General features: G+C 70.4%; 14 protein-coding genes (1 of these 14 running past the window's edge). 11 read left to right on the forward strand and 3 right to left on the reverse strand.

Annotation, left to right across the window (positions count from 1 at the left end; translation table 11 throughout):
* Window positions 1-154: 154 nt before the first annotated feature.
* From M2352_RS18855 to M2352_RS18865, 3 genes are all read left to right on the forward strand, one after another.
* Window positions 155-1,171, forward strand: a complete 1,017-nt coding sequence (locus M2352_RS18855) for a putative 2-aminoethylphosphonate ABC transporter substrate-binding protein (RefSeq protein WP_264666049.1) — start codon at window positions 155-157, stop codon at window positions 1,169-1,171.
* Between the two features lie 77 nt (window positions 1,172-1,248).
* Window positions 1,249-2,307: a putative 2-aminoethylphosphonate ABC transporter ATP-binding protein gene (locus M2352_RS18860; protein WP_264666050.1), complete on the forward strand. Its 1,059-nt coding sequence runs from the start codon at window positions 1,249-1,251 to the stop codon at window positions 2,305-2,307.
* 4 nt (window positions 2,308-2,311) lie between these two features.
* Window positions 2,312-4,000, forward strand: a complete 1,689-nt coding sequence (locus tag M2352_RS18865; protein WP_264666051.1) for a putative 2-aminoethylphosphonate ABC transporter permease subunit — start codon at window positions 2,312-2,314, stop codon at window positions 3,998-4,000.
* An 8-nt stretch (window positions 4,001-4,008) separates the two neighbouring features.
* Here M2352_RS18865 and M2352_RS18870 read toward each other — a convergent pair whose 3' ends face one another.
* Entirely contained in the window at window positions 4,009-4,911 is a 903-nt protein-coding gene (locus M2352_RS18870) for a LysR substrate-binding domain-containing protein (RefSeq protein WP_264666052.1), read from the reverse strand.
* A gap of 93 nt (window positions 4,912-5,004) precedes the next feature.
* On the opposite strand from M2352_RS18870, the gene M2352_RS18875 reads away from it, so the two are divergent.
* Genes M2352_RS18875 through pbfA form a run of 4 tightly spaced genes read left to right on the forward strand, consistent with a single transcriptional unit; the run spans window position 5,005 to window position 8,597 of the window.
* Complete coding sequence (locus M2352_RS18875) at window positions 5,005-6,114, forward strand: 2-aminoethylphosphonate--pyruvate transaminase (protein ID WP_264666053.1); 1,110 nt, start codon at window positions 5,005-5,007, stop codon at window positions 6,112-6,114.
* 11 nt (window positions 6,115-6,125) lie between these two features.
* Entirely contained in the window at window positions 6,126-6,956 is an 831-nt protein-coding gene (gene phnX / locus M2352_RS18880; protein WP_264666054.1) for a phosphonoacetaldehyde hydrolase, read from the forward strand.
* On the forward strand, window positions 6,953-7,150 hold the full coding sequence (locus tag M2352_RS18885) for an FAD-dependent oxidoreductase (protein ID WP_264666055.1): 198 nt from the start codon (window positions 6,953-6,955) through the stop codon (window positions 7,148-7,150). Before phnX ends, M2352_RS18885 begins: the two co-directional genes overlap by 4 nt.
* A gap of 13 nt (window positions 7,151-7,163) precedes the next feature.
* Window positions 7,164-8,597, forward strand: coding sequence for a (R)-1-hydroxy-2-aminoethylphosphonate ammonia-lyase (gene pbfA / locus M2352_RS18890; protein WP_264666056.1), 1,434 nt, complete (start codon window positions 7,164-7,166; stop codon window positions 8,595-8,597).
* On the opposite strand, the gene M2352_RS18895 is transcribed toward pbfA, so the two are convergent.
* Window positions 8,561-9,280 carry a GntR family transcriptional regulator gene (locus M2352_RS18895; RefSeq protein ID WP_264666057.1) on the reverse strand — a complete coding sequence of 240 codons (720 nt, stop codon included), beginning with the start codon at window positions 9,278-9,280 and terminating at the stop codon, window positions 8,561-8,563. The genes pbfA and M2352_RS18895 overlap by 37 nt on opposite strands.
* 189 nt (window positions 9,281-9,469) lie before the next feature.
* Here M2352_RS18895 and M2352_RS18900 point away from each other — a divergent pair, with 189 nt between their 5' ends.
* Genes M2352_RS18900 through M2352_RS18915 form a run of 4 tightly spaced genes read left to right on the forward strand, consistent with a single transcriptional unit; the run spans window position 9,470 to window position 14,469 of the window.
* Window positions 9,470-10,264 (forward strand): ABC transporter ATP-binding protein, encoded by a 795-nt coding sequence (locus tag M2352_RS18900; protein ID WP_264666058.1) that lies wholly within the window; start codon window positions 9,470-9,472, stop codon window positions 10,262-10,264.
* Window positions 10,265-10,309: 45 nt separating this feature from the next.
* Complete coding sequence (locus M2352_RS18905; protein ID WP_264666059.1) at window positions 10,310-11,308, forward strand: ABC transporter substrate-binding protein; 999 nt, start codon at window positions 10,310-10,312, stop codon at window positions 11,306-11,308.
* Window positions 11,308-12,072 (forward strand): ABC transporter permease, encoded by a 765-nt coding sequence (locus M2352_RS18910; RefSeq protein WP_264666060.1) that lies wholly within the window; start codon window positions 11,308-11,310, stop codon window positions 12,070-12,072. The genes M2352_RS18905 and M2352_RS18910 overlap by 1 nt, the downstream gene beginning before the upstream one ends.
* A 39-nt stretch (window positions 12,073-12,111) precedes the next feature.
* On the forward strand, window positions 12,112-14,469 hold the full coding sequence (locus M2352_RS18915) for a DUF3604 domain-containing protein (protein WP_264666061.1): 2,358 nt from the start codon (window positions 12,112-12,114) through the stop codon (window positions 14,467-14,469).
* Between the two features lie 63 nt (window positions 14,470-14,532).
* Here M2352_RS18915 and floR read toward each other — a convergent pair whose 3' ends face one another.
* Window positions 14,533-14,544, reverse strand: partial view of a chloramphenicol/florfenicol efflux MFS transporter FloR gene (gene floR, locus M2352_RS18920; protein WP_264666062.1) — the 3' portion only. It continues 1,203 nt past the right edge of the window; only the last 12 of its 1,215 coding nucleotides appear in the window; its start codon lies beyond the right edge, outside the window; the stop codon is at window positions 14,533-14,535.

Below are 14,544 nucleotides of genomic sequence, written 5' to 3' on the forward strand. Positions count from 1 at the left end.
GGCCGGAGCCTTCCCGCTCCGGCCCGCCGCGCTTCGGTGACGCCCCGGCGGCGGCTGTCACTGAACATTAACGCAAGCGGCAGCCGGACCGGCGGTACAAGACGGGCACCCAACAACCGCCCTTCACACCGCACTCTGGGAGCACCGGGCCGCCATGACCGTCCGTCTTGCCCTTGCCGCCGCCGCCGCGGTCCTTGCCGCCGCCGGCGCCAACGCCGCCACCAAGCTCACCGTCTACACAGCGCTGGAACCCGAACAGCTCGGCCCCTACAAAAAGGCGTTCGAGACCGACAACCCCGGCATCACCATCCAGTGGGTGCGCGATTCCACCGGCGTGGTCACCGCCAAGCTGCTGGCGGAAAAGGCCAACCCCCAGGCCGACGTGGTGTGGGGCCTGGCCGCGTCCAGCCTGATGATCCTGGACCAGCAGGGGATGCTGGACGGCTACGCCCCCGCCGGCCTTGCCGGCATCAAGCCGGAATTCCGCGATGCCAAGGCCCAGCCCACCTGGGTCGGCATGGATGCCTGGATGGCTGCCCTGTGCTTCAACACCGTCGAAGCGGCCAAGAAAAACCTGCCCAAACCCGAATCGTGGGCCGATCTGGCCAAGCCGGTCTACAAGGGGCAGGTGGTGATGCCGAATCCGGCGTCGTCGGGCACCGGCTTCCTGGCCGTGTCGGGCTGGCTGCAGATCATGGGCGAGAAGCCGGCGTGGGACTACATGGACAAGCTCCACGACAACATCGCCGTCTACACCCATTCCGGCTCCAAGCCGTGCAAGATGGCGGCGGCGGGTGAATACCCCATCGGCCTGTCCATCGAATACACCGGCGCCCAGCAGAAGACCAAGGGTGCGCCCATCGACGTGATCCTGGCCAAGGAGGGCACCGGCTGGGACATGGAGGCCACCGCCATCGTCAAGGGCACCAGGAACCCGGACGCCGCCCGCGCCCTGGCCGATTGGGCCTCCACCGCCAAGGCCGCCGCCCTCTACACCCAGTATTACGCCGTGGCGGCGGTGACGGGGGTGGCGAATTATCCCGCCAATTACCCGGCCGACGCCGAAGCGGCGATGATCAAGAAGAACGACTTCACCTGGGCCGCCAGCCACCGCGACGCCATCCTGGCGGAGTGGAGCGCGCGCTACAACGCCAAGTCCGAGCCGAAATAACTCCCCCAGCCCGCCCCGCCGCGGTTCCCGCCCACGGGGGCCGCGGCGACGGCCGTTTTTGCGTGTATGAGGGTGCCATGACCGCGACGCCGTACCTGCGCCTGTCCAACGTCGTCAAAAGCTTCGGCGCCTTTCAGGCGCTGAAGGGTGTTTCGCTCGACGTCGGGCGGGGCGAATTCGTCTGTTTCCTGGGGCCGTCCGGCTGCGGCAAGACCACCTTGCTGCGCATCATCGCCGGGCTGGATCCGCAGACGGCGGGAACGGTGGAAATCGCCGGGCGCGACGTGTCGCGGCTGCCGCCGTCGGCGCGCGATTACGGCATCGTGTTCCAGTCCTACGCCCTGTTCCCCAACCTGACCGTCGCCCGCAACATCGCCTATGGCCTGAAGCTCAAGCGCAAGGCCGAGGAGGAGCGGGTGCGGGAGCTGCTGGCCCTGATCGGGCTGCCCGACATCGGCGCGAAATTCCCCGCCCAGCTTTCGGGCGGGCAGCAGCAGCGGGTGGCGCTGGCCCGCGCGCTGGCACCGTCCCCGGGCCTGCTGCTGCTGGACGAGCCGCTGTCGGCGCTGGACGCCCAGGTGCGGCTGCACCTGCGCCGGCAGATCCGCGAGCTTCATGGACGGCTGGGCATCACCACCATCATGGTCACCCACGACCAGGAAGAGGCGCTGACCATGGCCGACCGCATCGTGGTGATGAACCATGGTGCGATCGTCCAGACCGGCACGCCGGGCGCCATCTACCGCGAGCCGGCCACCCCCTTCATCGCCGATTTCGTCGGTACCATGAATTTCCTCAACGGCACCGTGGATGACGCCGGGCGCATCCGGCTGGGGTCGGTGCATCTGGACAGCGGCCAGCCGCTGACGCCGGGGGCCGAGGTCACCGTGTGCGTGCGGCCCGAGGATGTGGTGATCCACCGCCCCGGCCCGGTCAACACCATCGACATGCGCATCGAATCCATGGAATTCCTCGGCCCCTCCCACCGGGTGCGGCTGGCCGCCGACGGGTTCGGGGTGCCGCCGCTGACCGCCGATTTCTCGGCCAACCTCGTGCGCGACCACCGGCTTAGCCCCGGCGACCGGCTGCCGGTGACCCTGCCGGCGGAACATCTGCGCGTCTATCCGGCGGCGTGATCCCATGACGGCGAACGCACACCCCATACGGATGAAACGCACCGGCGATGCCCTGGTCCTGGATGGGGCGCTGGTGCTGCTGGGCCTGTTCCTGGCCGCCTTCATCGTGCTGCCGCTGACGATGGTGGCGCTTCGCAGCGTGCACGACCGCAGCGACGTCTTCGTCGGGCTGGCAAATTACGCTGCCTTTCTCCACACGCCGTCGCTGGCGCAGTCCATCGGCAACAGCGTGACCATGGCGCTGGTGTCCACTGCCATCACCACGGTTCTGGCCTTTGCCTATGCCTTTGCCATCACCCGCACGGCCATGCCGGGCAAGGGGGTGTTCAAGGCGCTGGCGCAGATCCCCATCCTGGCGCCGTCGCTGCTGCCCGGCATCTCGCTGGTCTATCTGTTCGGCAATCAGGGGCCGCTGCGCTTCCTTTTGATGGGGGAGAGCATCTACGGCCCCATCGGCATCGTGCTGGGGGAGGTGTTCTACACCTTTCCCCACGCGGTGATGATCCTGACCGTGGCCCTGTCCACCGCCGACGCCCGGCTGTACGAGGCGGCGGAATCCCTGGGCGCCGGGCCGCTGCGGCGGTTCCTCACCATCACCGTGCCGGGCGCGCGCTATGGGCTGATTTCGGCGGTGTTTGTGGTGTTCACCCTGGTCATCACCGATTTCGGCGTGCCCAAGGTGGTGGGCGGCCAGTACAACGTGCTGGCGACCGACGTCTACAAACAGGTGGTCGGCCAGCAGAATTTCGGCATGGGGGCGGTGGTCGGCATGGTGCTGCTGCTGCCGGCGGTGCTGGCCTTCGCCGCCGACTGGATCGGCCAGCGCCGGCAGACCGCCCTGCTGTCGGCCCGCTCCGTCCCCTATGTGCCGCCGCGCCGCCCGTGGTGCGACGGGGCGATGTTCGCGCTGTGCGTGGTCATCGCCGGGCTTTTGGCGGGGATTCTGGGCACGGCGGCCTTTGCCTCCCTGATCCGGTACTGGCCGTACGACCTGACGCCGACGCTGGCCCATTACGCCTTCGGCGACGTGGACGAGACGGGGTGGCTGTCCTATGGCAACAGCCTGATCCTGGCCGGGCTGACGGCGGTGACCGGCACCATGACCGTGTTCGCCGGGGCCTATCTGGTGGAACGCGGGCCGGCGCACACAGGCATCAAGGCAGTGGTGCGGCTGCTGGCGATCGTGCCGCTGGCGGTGCCGGGAATGGTGCTGGGGCTGGCCTATATCTTCTTCTTCAACCACCCCGCCAACCCGCTGAACGCGCTCTATGGCACCATGGGGATCCTGGTGCTGTCCACGGTGGTGCATTTCTACACCGTCAGCCACCTGACCGCCGCCACCGCGCTGAAGCAGTTGGATGCGGAGTTCGAATCCGTCTCGGCCAGCCTGAAGGTGCCGGTGTGGCGGACCTTCTTCCGGGTGACGGTGCCGCTGTGCCTGCCGGCCATTCTCGACATCGCGCTCTATTTCTTCGTGAACGCCATGACCACGGTGTCGGCGGTGGTGTTCCTCTACGCCCCCGACACCAAGACCGCCTCGGTCGCGGTGCTGAACATGGACGACGCGGGCGAAATCGCCGGGGCGGCGGCCATGGCGATGATGATCGTCGTCACCTCCGCCGCCGTGCGTCTGCTGCACACCGCCCTGACCCACGGGCTGTCCCAGCGCACCCAGACGTGGCGCAAACGCTGAAAAAGCCCTTATCCCGGCGGTGAGGAGGGAACGGCAGCCCCCGTCCTCTCCCGCGCGATGTCCAGAAAGGCGCGCACCACCGCCAGCCGGCGGCGTTCGCGCAGGCAGATCACGTATTCGTCCATCTCCAGCGCCGCACCGGCCACCGGCACCAGCGCCAGCCGCGGGTCGCCGGTGAATTCCGCCGCCGAGATGAAGCCCACGCCCAGGCCCGCGGCCACCGCCTCCACCACCGCTTCGCGGCTTTCGATGTCCAGGGTGTCACCCATGGGCAAGGCCGCATCCTCGAACGCCCGTTCGATCAGGCGGCGGGTGACCGATCCCGGTTCGCGCAGAATCAGCCGCTGCCCCCCCAGATCCTTCAGCGACACCCCCCGCCGCCGGGCCAGCGCATGGGCACGGGGCAACAGCGCCTGCACCGGGTCGCGGCGCAGCGGCAGCACGTGCAGCCGCGAATCGCCGGGGGCGTCGGCCAGCACCGCCACGTCGATGCGCGTGTCGAGCAGCCCCGCCAACAGGGTTTGCGTGTTGCCGACGGTCAGGGAGATCCGCGGCCCCGGATGCCGCTGGGTGAAGGCGGCGATCAGGGGCATGGCGTGCACCGGCCCGTCCGCCCCCACCGTCAGCGACCCCGCCTCCAGCAGCCGCGCGCCGGCCAGCAGTTCCAGCGCCTCCTGCTCGGCGGCGAACAGGCGGCGGGTGACGGCGAACAGCGCCTCCCCGATGGCGGTGGGGGTGACGGTGCGGCGCGAACGGTCCAGCAGCAGAACACCGTGCGCCTCCTCCAGCGCCTTCACCTCTTGCGACAGGGTGGGCTGGGTGACGTTCAGCAGCCGGGCCGCCTTGGTGAATCCCCCCTCCGCCGCCACCGTGTGGAAGGCGCGGAGCTGGGCGATGTTCATGGATTTCATCTATGGGACCATAGGCAGAATGGATTGGAGTTATGATGCCCGCCGACGGCAGAAAGGTCCACCCCACCGCCCCCCATAAGGAGGAGAGGCGCGATGCCCGCTCCCTTGCTGCTCACCCCCGGCCCCCTGACCACCACGCGCACCGTGAAGGAGGCGATGCTGCGCGACTATGGTTCGCGGGACGGGGAATTCATCGCCATCAACACCCGCATGCGCGCCCGTCTGGCCGAACTGGTGGACGCCGCCGGCACCCATGTGGCGGTTCCGGTCCAGGGGTCCGGCACCTTTGCCGTGGAGGCCATGATCGGCACGCTGGTGCCGCGCACGGGCCGGCTGCTGGTTCTGGTCAATGGCGCCTATGGCACGCGCATGGTGCGCATCGCCGAGGTGGCGGGCCGTTCCGTCACCAGCATCGAAACGGCGGAGAATGTGCCGGTGTCCCCCGCGGCCCTGGATGCAGCCCTGGCCGCCGACCCGGACGTGACCCATGTGGCCGTCGTCCAGTGCGAAACCACCGCCGGCCTGCTGAACCCGGTGGACGAGGTGGCGCGGGTGACCGCCCGCCATGGCCGCCGGCTGCTGATCGACGCTATGAGTTCGTTCGGCGCCCTGCCCCTGTCGCGCGCCGCCGTGCCGTTCGAGGCGGTGGCCGCCTCGTCCAACAAGTGCCTGCAGGGCGCCCCCGGCTTCGGCTTCGTGATCGTGGACCGCGATGCGCTGGCCGCCGCCGCCGGCAACGCCCACGCCCTGACGCTGGACCTGCACGACCAGTGGCGCGGGTTCGAGACGAACGCCCAATGGCGCTTCACCCCGCCCACCCACGTCATCGCCGCCTTTGGCCAAGCCCTGGCCGAGCACGAGGCCGAAGGCGGGGTGGAGGGGCGTGGCCGCCGCTACGCCGCCAACTGCCGCGTGCTGGTGGACGGGATGCGCGCACTGGGGTTCGAAACCCTGCTGCCCGACGCGGTGCAGGCACCAATTATCGTCACCTTCCGCATGCCCGCCGACCCGGCGTTCGCGTTCGACCGCTTCTACGACGGGCTGCGGGACCGGGGCTTCGTGATCTACCCCGGCAAGCTGACGGTGGCCGACAGCTTCCGCATGGGCTGCATCGGCGACCTCGGCCCCGCCCACATGAGCGCAGCACTGGACGCGGTGAAAGCAACGCTGTCCGCGATGGGCGTGGCCTCGGGCCGCCCGTGAGGAGATCTGTGATGACTTATACCTACAGCCGCCGCTACACCGGCCCCCTGCGCGCCGTGATCCTGGACTGGGCCGGCACCACCGTGGATTTCGGCTGCCAAGCCCCCACCGCGGCTTTCACCGCCGCGTTCGCCGGCTTCGGCGTGCTGATCACGCTGGCCCAGGCCCGCGCGCCCATGGGGATGCCCAAGTGGAACCACATCCGCACCATCCTCGGCATGGGGCCGGTGGCCGCCGCCTGGACCGAGCGTCATGGGGCGGCCCCCACCGACGCCGATGCCGACGCCATCTATGACCGCTTCCTGCCGCTGCAGGTGGATGTGGTCGCCAACCACGCCGACGTCATCCCCGGCGTGATCGAGACCGTGGCGGCCCTGCGCGCCCGCGGTCTGGCCATCGGTTCCACCACCGGCTACCCCCGCCCGGTGATGGATGTGGTGATGAAAGCCGCCGCCGACCAAGGCTACGCCCCCGACGTGACGGTGTGCGCCGGCGAAACCCCCAGCGGGCGCCCCGGCCCGTCCATGGCGCTGAAGTGCCTGATCGACCTCGACGTCTCCCCGGTGGAGGCGTGCGTGAAGATCGGCGACACCGTGGTGGATGTGGAAGAGGGCCTCAACGCCGGCCTGTGGACCATTGCCGTCACTGAAACCGGCAACGAGGTGGGTCTCCCCCTTGCGGACCTCGCCGCCCTGCCGGCGGCGGAGCGGGCGCGGCTGGCCGGGGCCGCCGCCGATAAGCTGGCCCGTGCCGGCGCCCATTACGTGGTGCCCAGTCTGGCCGACGCCCTGCCGCTGCTGGACGTGATCGAGGCGCGCCTGCGCCGCGGGGAGACGCCGTGACCCTGCGGCCCGAGACCGTCGGCGCCGTGATCGTCGGCGGCGGCATCCTGGGTCTGTCGGCGGCGTGGCACCTGACCCGTTCCCACACCGGGATGTCACACGCCGGGATGCGGGTTCTGGTGCTGGAACGCAACGGGCTGACCACCGCCGCCACGGCGCAGGCCGCCGCCCGTTCGGGCAAGACCTCCGGCTGAAGGAGCCATCCCCATGACCATCGACCAAAGCGAAGGCGACAGCAACACCTCCACCCGCCGCGCCCGCTGGGCCGCCGAAACCGTGGGGCCGCGGTCGCGGGATCTGGTGGCGCGGGACGCCGGGGTGTACCTGCGCCAAGCCCTGTCCACCCCCTGCCTGTCGGCGGTGCGCAAGGCGGAAGGCATCTGGATCGAGGATGCCGACGGGCGCCGGTTCATGGATTTCCACGGCAACAGCGCCCACCACATCGGCTATGCCCACCCGCGGCTGGTGGCGGCGCTGAAGCGGCAGATGGACGATCTGAGCTTCGCACCACGCCGCTTCACCTGCGAGCCGGCGGTGGAACTGGCCGAACGGCTGGCGGCCCGCGCGCCCATGGGGCCGGGGTCACGGGTGCTGCTGGCGCCCGGCGGGTCGGAAGCCATCGAGATCGCGCTGAAGATCGCCCGCCTCGCCACCGGGCGGCACAAAACCATGTCGTTCTGGGATGCCTTCCACGGCGCCGGCTTCGGTGCCGCCAGCGTCGGGGGGGAGGCGCTGTTCCGCTCCCACGGGATCGGGCCGCTGCTGCCGGGGACCGAGCATGTGGCGCCGTTCGCCTGTTTCCGCTGCCCCTACGGCTTTCCCAGCGCCAGCGCGCGGCCCGATCTCGACGCCTGCCGCATGGCGTGCGCGCGGATGCTGCGCTACGCGCTGGACAAGGAGGGCGACGTGGCGGCGGTGATCGCCGAGCCGGTGCGCGCCGTGCCCTACCTGCCGCCGCCGGGATTCTGGGCGGCGGTGCGCGCCGCCTGCGATGCGGCGGGGGCGTTGCTGATCTTCGACGAGATTCCCACCGGGCTGGGCAAGACCGGCACCTTCTTCAGCCATGAACCCTATGGGGCCGTGCCCGACATGGTGGTGCTGGGCAAGGCGCTGGGCGGGGCCATGCTGCCGGTTGCCGCGGTGATCGCCCGCGGCGGGCTGGATGTCGCCGCCGACCGCGCCATCGGCCACTACACCCACGAAAAGAACCCGCTGCTGGCCCGCGCCGCCCTGACCACCCTGTCCATCATCGACGACGACGGGCTGACCGAACGTGCCGCGGACCTGGGCCGCCACGCGCAGGAAAGGCTGCGGGATCTCGCCGCCCGCCACCGCGGCATCGCCGAGGTCCGGGGGGCTGGCCTGCTGCTGGGGGTGGACCTGGTGGACAGCGACGGCGCCCCCGATCCCGACCGGGCCGACGCCGTGCTGTATGCGTGTCTGGAAGCGGGGCTGAGCTTCAAGGTGACCATGGGCAACGTGCTTACCCTGTCGTCGCCGCTGACCATCGGGCGTGACGATCTGGACCGGGCCATCGGCATCATCGGCGATGCCCTGGACCGGACGGCGTGGGGGGAGGCCGCTCCTGGGCATCCACCGGGCCCCTACCCCTCCCAGCGGTGGGACAGCACGAAGCTGTAGCGTTCGGAGCGGACGTGAAAGACCGAACGGTCGGCACAGCCACCGTCGGCGAAGACCGAGCGCCGGCCCATCACCAGAACCGGCGCCCCCACCGCCAGACCGAGCGGCACCGCCACCGCCTCGCCCGCCGCGTCGGCCTTCAGCTCGATGTCGGCGCCGCCCACCGGCTTGCCCAGCACCTCCTGTAGAATTGCATAGATCGGCTTCTGCCCGGCGGCCTGCCAATCGACGGCCTCCAGCGCCGGGGGCAGCAGGCTGCGGCCCAGCGCCACCGGCTCGCCGTCCACCCGGTGCAGGCGGCACACCTCCAGACAACGGGGGCCGAAATCACCGCGCAGATCCGGCGGCGTGGGCACCATCACCGCCGACAGCAGCCGCATGTCCGCATCCAGCCCCTGCAAGCGCAGCGATTCGTGAAAGCTGCGCAACCGGTCCAGCGGATGCTGGACGCGCTTGCCCACCGTGAAGGTGCCCTTGCCCTTGCGGCGTTCGATCAGCCCTTCCGCCTCCAGCCGGTCGAGCGCCAGCCGGACCGTGACCCGGCTGACGGCGAAACGGGCGCCGATGGCACTTTCCGTCGGCAGCCGCCCCGACGGCTCGAACCGGCGGGCGGCGATTTCGTCGCGCAGCCGGCCGGCGATCTGGCGGTACAGCGCCGTCGCATTGTCTCGCACCAGGGCCACCCTGCCCCTCCCCCCGATTGACCGATGAACGCCGTCTTGATGCCACCGGCACGGGGCCGGCTCAAGCCCGCACGGGCCGCCACGGCCCGGTGTGGGATGGGTGATGATTCCCTAGTTATCCCATATTGTATTATATGTATTATATTGTATTATCTCTTAGAGATGGTTGAACGAAGGGGAAGCACGCGAATGGACCGTGAAATACACGCCATCCCGTCCGCCGGCGCCGCCTTCCATGTGGAGGGGGTGGATTTCGCCTATGACGACGGTCACCCGGTGTTCCGTTCGCTGTCGCTTTCGGCCCGTCCGGGGGAATTCGTGGCGCTGCTGGGGCCGTCGGGCTGCGGCAAGACCACGCTGCTTAACCTGCTGTCCGGGTTCCTGCCGCCCAGCGCCGGGCGGATCACCATCGACGGCGAAACGGTGACGCCGGAAATGCCGGCGCTGGGGTACGTCTTCCAGTCGCCCCAGCTTTTTCCCTGGCTCGACGTGCTGGGCAACGTGCGCTTCGGCCTGCGCATGGCCGGGCGGCTGTCCGACGCCGAACAGAACGGCAAGGCCATGGCGGCGCTGTCGCTGGTGGGGCTGGAGGCCGCCGCGCACAAATTCCCCCACCAGCTTTCCGGCGGCATGCAGCAGCGGGTGGCGCTGGCCCGCGCGCTGGTGCTGGAACCGCGCCTGCTGCTGATGGACGAACCCTTTGCCGCGCTGGACGCCATCACCCGCGCCACCCTGAACGACGAGTTGCTGCGGCTGTGCGGCCAGTTGGGCCAGACCGTGCTGTTCATCACCCACGACGTGGAAGAGGCCGCGTTCCTGGCCGACCGCGTGGTGGTGCTGGGCATCGCCCCGGCGGGCATTCACAGCGAGCTGACCATCGGCCTGCCCCGCCCGCGCCGGCTGCGCGACACCCGCCGGCTGGACCGCTTCACCACCCTGACCGACACGCTGCTGGACCGGATTTCCGCCATCGCCGCCGCGTGACCCGCCCCCCGGCACAAGAGGCCGCAAACGATGAAGGGATCACAGATGAAACGGACGATCATCACGGCATGCGCCGCCGTCACGGCCCTGCTGACCGGCTTCGGCCCAGCGGACGCCGCCGAAAACCGCCCGCTGCGGGTCGGCTGGGTCTTTGCCATGGCCAACGCCCCGGCCCTGGTCGCCGACCGCAAGGGTTTTTATGCCGAAGAGGGGCTGACGGTGGACGCCAAGCCCTTCGGCGACGGGCCGGTGATTCAGCAGGCGCTGGCCGCGGGCGAACTGGACGCCGCCTACATCGGCGCGCCGCCGGTCTATCAATGGGCGGCCCGCGGCCTGGACAGCCGCATCCTCGCCAAGGTGAATTACGGGCAGGCCGCCGTGATCGCCGCCGCCCCCGGCATCCGCACCCTGGCCGACCTGCGCGGCCGCCGGCTGGCCGGGGTGGCGCGCGGCAGCGGGATGGACGTGCTGCTGCGCGGCTTCGTGCTGAAGGACGCCGCGGGCCTCGACCCCGACCGCGACCTGTCGGTGACCGCCATGCCGGTGGGCACCATGAACGCGGCCCTGGACGGCGGCACCGCCGACGCCGCCTTTGCGTGGGAGCCGTTCATCAGCCAGCAGGTTCTGCGCGGCGGTGCCCATGTGGTGTTCGACGTCAATCAGGCGCTGCCCGGCTATCCCTGGTACGTGGTGATGGCGCCGGTGAAGACCCTGGCCGAGCGGCCCGACGATGTGGTGCGGCTGCTGCGCGCCCACGCCAAGGCCATCGCGTGGCTGTCCGATCACCCGGCGGAAGCCGACGCCCTGATCGCCGATGCCTTCAAGTTGGAGCCGGTCAAGCGCGCCGACGGCACCGGGATTCCTGCCACCGCCGTCGCCGCCGAGGCGCGCAAGCGGCTGGGCTGGTCGGACCGGCTGGAGGACAGCGACCTCGCCTTCATCCAGCGGCTGATGGATTACTCCCTGGCGCTCGGCTTCATCCCCGGCCCCATGAAGGCGGCGGATATCGTCGATACCTCCTATCTGCGCCGGGCGGGGCGCTGATGGGCGCGCAAACCTCCCGCGGGCCGGGCTGGAATTACGGGTGGGCGGCCTTTCCGGCGCTGCTGCTGGTGTGGAGTGCCGCCGCCTGGAACCTGCCGCCCTATGTGCTGCCCCAGCCCTGGGCGGTGGCGGCGGAGGCGGTGCGCTGGTTGGACAGCGGCCAACTCGCCGCCCATGTGGGCGCCAGTCTGGTGCGCGAGGCCGGCGGCTTCGCCGCCGCCGTGCTGGGTGCCCTGGCCCTGGGGCTGGCCGGTGCCCTGTCGCCGGGGTTCCGCGCCTTCGCCGCCCCCCTGACCGGGCTGTTCATGGCGATCCCCCCCATCGCCTGGGCGCCGCTGTCGATGATCGTCTTCGGGCTGGGCTACACCGCCATCACCATGGTGATCGTGGTGGCCGCCCTGTTCCCCATGGCGGTGACCGTGCAGGAGGGCTTTCTCGCCATCCGCAACGGCAACCTGCGCGCCGCCCGCGTGCTGGGCGCCCGACGATGGCAATTGCTCCGCCATGTCTATCTGCCGGCTTCGCTGCCCTTTCTGACGGCGGCCCTGCGCATCGGCTTCAGCCAGGCGTGGCGGGCGCTGGTGGCCGCCGAGATGCTGGGCGCGTCCCAGGGGATCGGCTGGATGGTCGCCATGGGCGGCCAGATCGGCAACGCCACCCAGGTGCTGCTGGGCGTCGTCATCATCGGCCTGACCGCCTGGATCACCGAAAGCCTGGTCTTCCGCCGCATCGAACGGCGCTACCGCCACTGGCACCACGCCTGACCCCGCCCCCTCCCTCCCCGCGCATAAGGAACCATCACCGTGACCACCCCCCGTCACACCGCCCCCGCCGGGCTGTACGAACGCAACAAGGCCCGCCCCTTCCTCGGCTCCACCCGCTGTTCACACAGCCGGCTGGTTGCCGGGGAATGGACGGAACTGACGCTCGTCTACGAGGTGGGCGCCTCGGGCCTTGCCGATGGCGCCGGCATCAAGCTGGCGATGAAGTTCTATTCCGACTGGGCGCTGTTCCAGACCAGCGACCCGCAAGCCGCCAACTATGTCTCGGCGGAGTACGAGGCGGGGCCCCTGGTGCCGGGGCAAAGCCCGGCCACCGTCCAGGCGCTGAAGGTGCGTTTCGACCAGAAGGGTCACGAGCGCCCCTATCAGAAGGCCATCGTCATCGACGTGATCGACGGCTATCTCAACCCCGGCGACCGCATCGTGATCCGGCTGGGCGACCGGCGCCGGGGCGGACCGGGCACGCGGGTGCAGAGCTTCGTCGAGCAGGGGTTCCGCTTCCGCGTGTTCATCGACCCGCTGGGCAGCCAGAAATACGCCGAGGTGCCGGGCGACTGCGTGCTCGACATCGTGGCCGGCGCGCCCGCCGTCCTGCGTCTGGTGGCGCCGCGCCTGACCGCGCCGGGGCCGGTGACGGTGCGGCTGCGGGCCGAGGACGTGTGGGGCAACTGCTGCACCGCCGTGAGCCGGCCCATTGCCGCGACCCTGACCCTGACCGGCCCCCAGGGTGAAAGCACGCAGGCGCTGACGCTCGCCCCCGATCCCCAGGCCAACGGCTGGGTGGTCCACCGCCAGGACATGGATCTCGCGGAGGGAGAATGGCGGATCGCCGCCACCGCCGACGGGCTGGTCCCCGCCGACGCCTTCGTCACCGCCGAAGCGGGGGCGCCGCGGGTCTTCTATGCCGACCTGCACGTTCATTCCAACGATACGGTCGGCACCAACGACACCGCCTACAACCTGTCCTATGGCCGCGACGTCGCCGGGCTGGACGTGCTGGGCTACACCGCCAACGACTTCAACGTCACCGAACGCGCCTGGACCGAAGCGGTCGGGCTGATCGACCGCTTCAACGAGGCGGGCCGCTTCGTCTGCTACCCCGGAACCGAATGGTGCGGCAACTCGGCGGCGGGCGGCGACCACAACGTCATCTTCCTGCGCGACGGCCAGCCGCGTTTTCCCGCCGGCGCGGCGGGGCAACCGGTGCGGTCGTTCGAATGGAACGAATCCACCCGCGGCGCCCTGCGCCCCGGCGCGTGGCCGCTGGACGATCTCTACGCGGCTTATGAGGACGACCCGGAAGGCCATCTGCTGATCCCCCACGTGGGGGGCCGGCGCTGCAATCTCGATTGGCATCACCCCGAACTGGAGCGGCTGATCGAGATCGGGTCCGCCTGGGGGCAGTTCCACTGGGTCTATGCCGAGGCGCTGGCGCGTGGCTACCGGCTCGGCGCCTCGGCCAGCAGCGACGAGCATCAGGGCCGCTGCGGCGGCGGGGCGCCGGCAACGGCGGTGTTCGGCGCCCGCGGCGGGCTGACCGGCGTGCTGGCCGAGCGGCTTGACCGCGCCACCATCGGCCGGGCACTGCGGGCGCGCCACACCTTTGCCACCACCGGGGAACGCAGCGTCGCCACCCTGCGGCTTGGCGGCCAGGGGATGGGCGACGTGGTGCGGGCGCCGGTGGACGGGGCGCTCGACTACCGGCTTCTGGGCGACCACGGGTGGGAAAACCTGCGGCTCTACGACGGCGAACGGCTGGTGTGGGAACGCGACCTGCACCGCGAACTGGGGCTGTCGGAGCGGCGCATCCGCCTGCGGCTGGGCGGTGCCCGCATCAAGGACCGCTACCGCGGCGCCTATTGGAACGGCGGAATCACCATCACCGGGGCGGCGGTGCAGCGGGTCGATCCTTTCGGCTTCGACCACCCGGAACAGGGGTTCTGGCGCCAGGACGCCACGACGGTGGCGCTGCGCACGGTGACCCACGGCGACACCGACGGGATCGAACTCACCCTGTCGCGGCTGGCCGGCACCCGCATCCGGGTGCACCTGGATATCGGCACCTATGTGAAGGTCGGCAACCCGCTGACACCGCCGCCAAACCCGCACGCACCGGAAGCGGTGCTGGAGATCGACGGCGACACCCTGCTGGACGGCGGCCTGTGCCCCACGGGCGGGGTCACCCGCGTGCTGCCCGGCACCGAGCTGGAGGTGACGGTGGAGCGGGTCACCGAAGCCCCGCTGCCCCGCGGCCTGGCCGGGCGGATTCCGCTCACCGGTCTGGGGCTTGAGGCGGACCGGGAGCACCCGCTGTTCCTCACCGCCCGCCAGCGCGACCAGTCGCGGGTGTGGACATCGGCCCTGTTCGTCACCCCCTGATTTCCAGAGGCGGGGGCGGAGACCGGCCCCCGCCGTCCCCCAAGGACCAGTTTTCATGTAATTTTATGCGACCGG

It is taken from the genome of Azospirillum fermentarium (genome assembly GCF_025961205.1).
Classification (GTDB): domain Bacteria; phylum Pseudomonadota; class Alphaproteobacteria; order Azospirillales; family Azospirillaceae; genus Azospirillum; species Azospirillum fermentarium.

Excerpts from the sequence above, each read along its gene's own strand:
- M2352_RS18870 (WP_264666052.1), bottom strand. The coding sequence starts at position 4,911 with ATGAAATCCATGAACATCGCCCAGCTCCGCGCCTTCCACACGGTGGCG.
- M2352_RS18910 (WP_264666060.1), top strand. The coding sequence starts at position 11,308 with ATGGGCGCGCAAACCTCCCGCGGGCCGGGCTGGAATTACGGGTGGGCG.
- M2352_RS18875 (WP_264666053.1), top strand. The coding sequence starts at position 5,005 with ATGCCCGCTCCCTTGCTGCTCACCCCCGGCCCCCTGACCACCACGCGC.
- M2352_RS18860 (WP_264666050.1), top strand. The coding sequence starts at position 1,249 with ATGACCGCGACGCCGTACCTGCGCCTGTCCAACGTCGTCAAAAGCTTC.
- M2352_RS18855 (WP_264666049.1), top strand. The coding sequence starts at position 155 with ATGACCGTCCGTCTTGCCCTTGCCGCCGCCGCCGCGGTCCTTGCCGCC.
- phnX (WP_264666054.1), top strand. The coding sequence starts at position 6,126 with ATGACTTATACCTACAGCCGCCGCTACACCGGCCCCCTGCGCGCCGTG.
- pbfA (WP_264666056.1), top strand. The coding sequence starts at position 7,164 with ATGACCATCGACCAAAGCGAAGGCGACAGCAACACCTCCACCCGCCGC.
- M2352_RS18865 (WP_264666051.1), top strand. The coding sequence starts at position 2,312 with ATGACGGCGAACGCACACCCCATACGGATGAAACGCACCGGCGATGCC.
- M2352_RS18905 (WP_264666059.1), top strand. The coding sequence starts at position 10,310 with ATGAAACGGACGATCATCACGGCATGCGCCGCCGTCACGGCCCTGCTG.
- M2352_RS18900 (WP_264666058.1), top strand. The coding sequence starts at position 9,470 with ATGGACCGTGAAATACACGCCATCCCGTCCGCCGGCGCCGCCTTCCAT.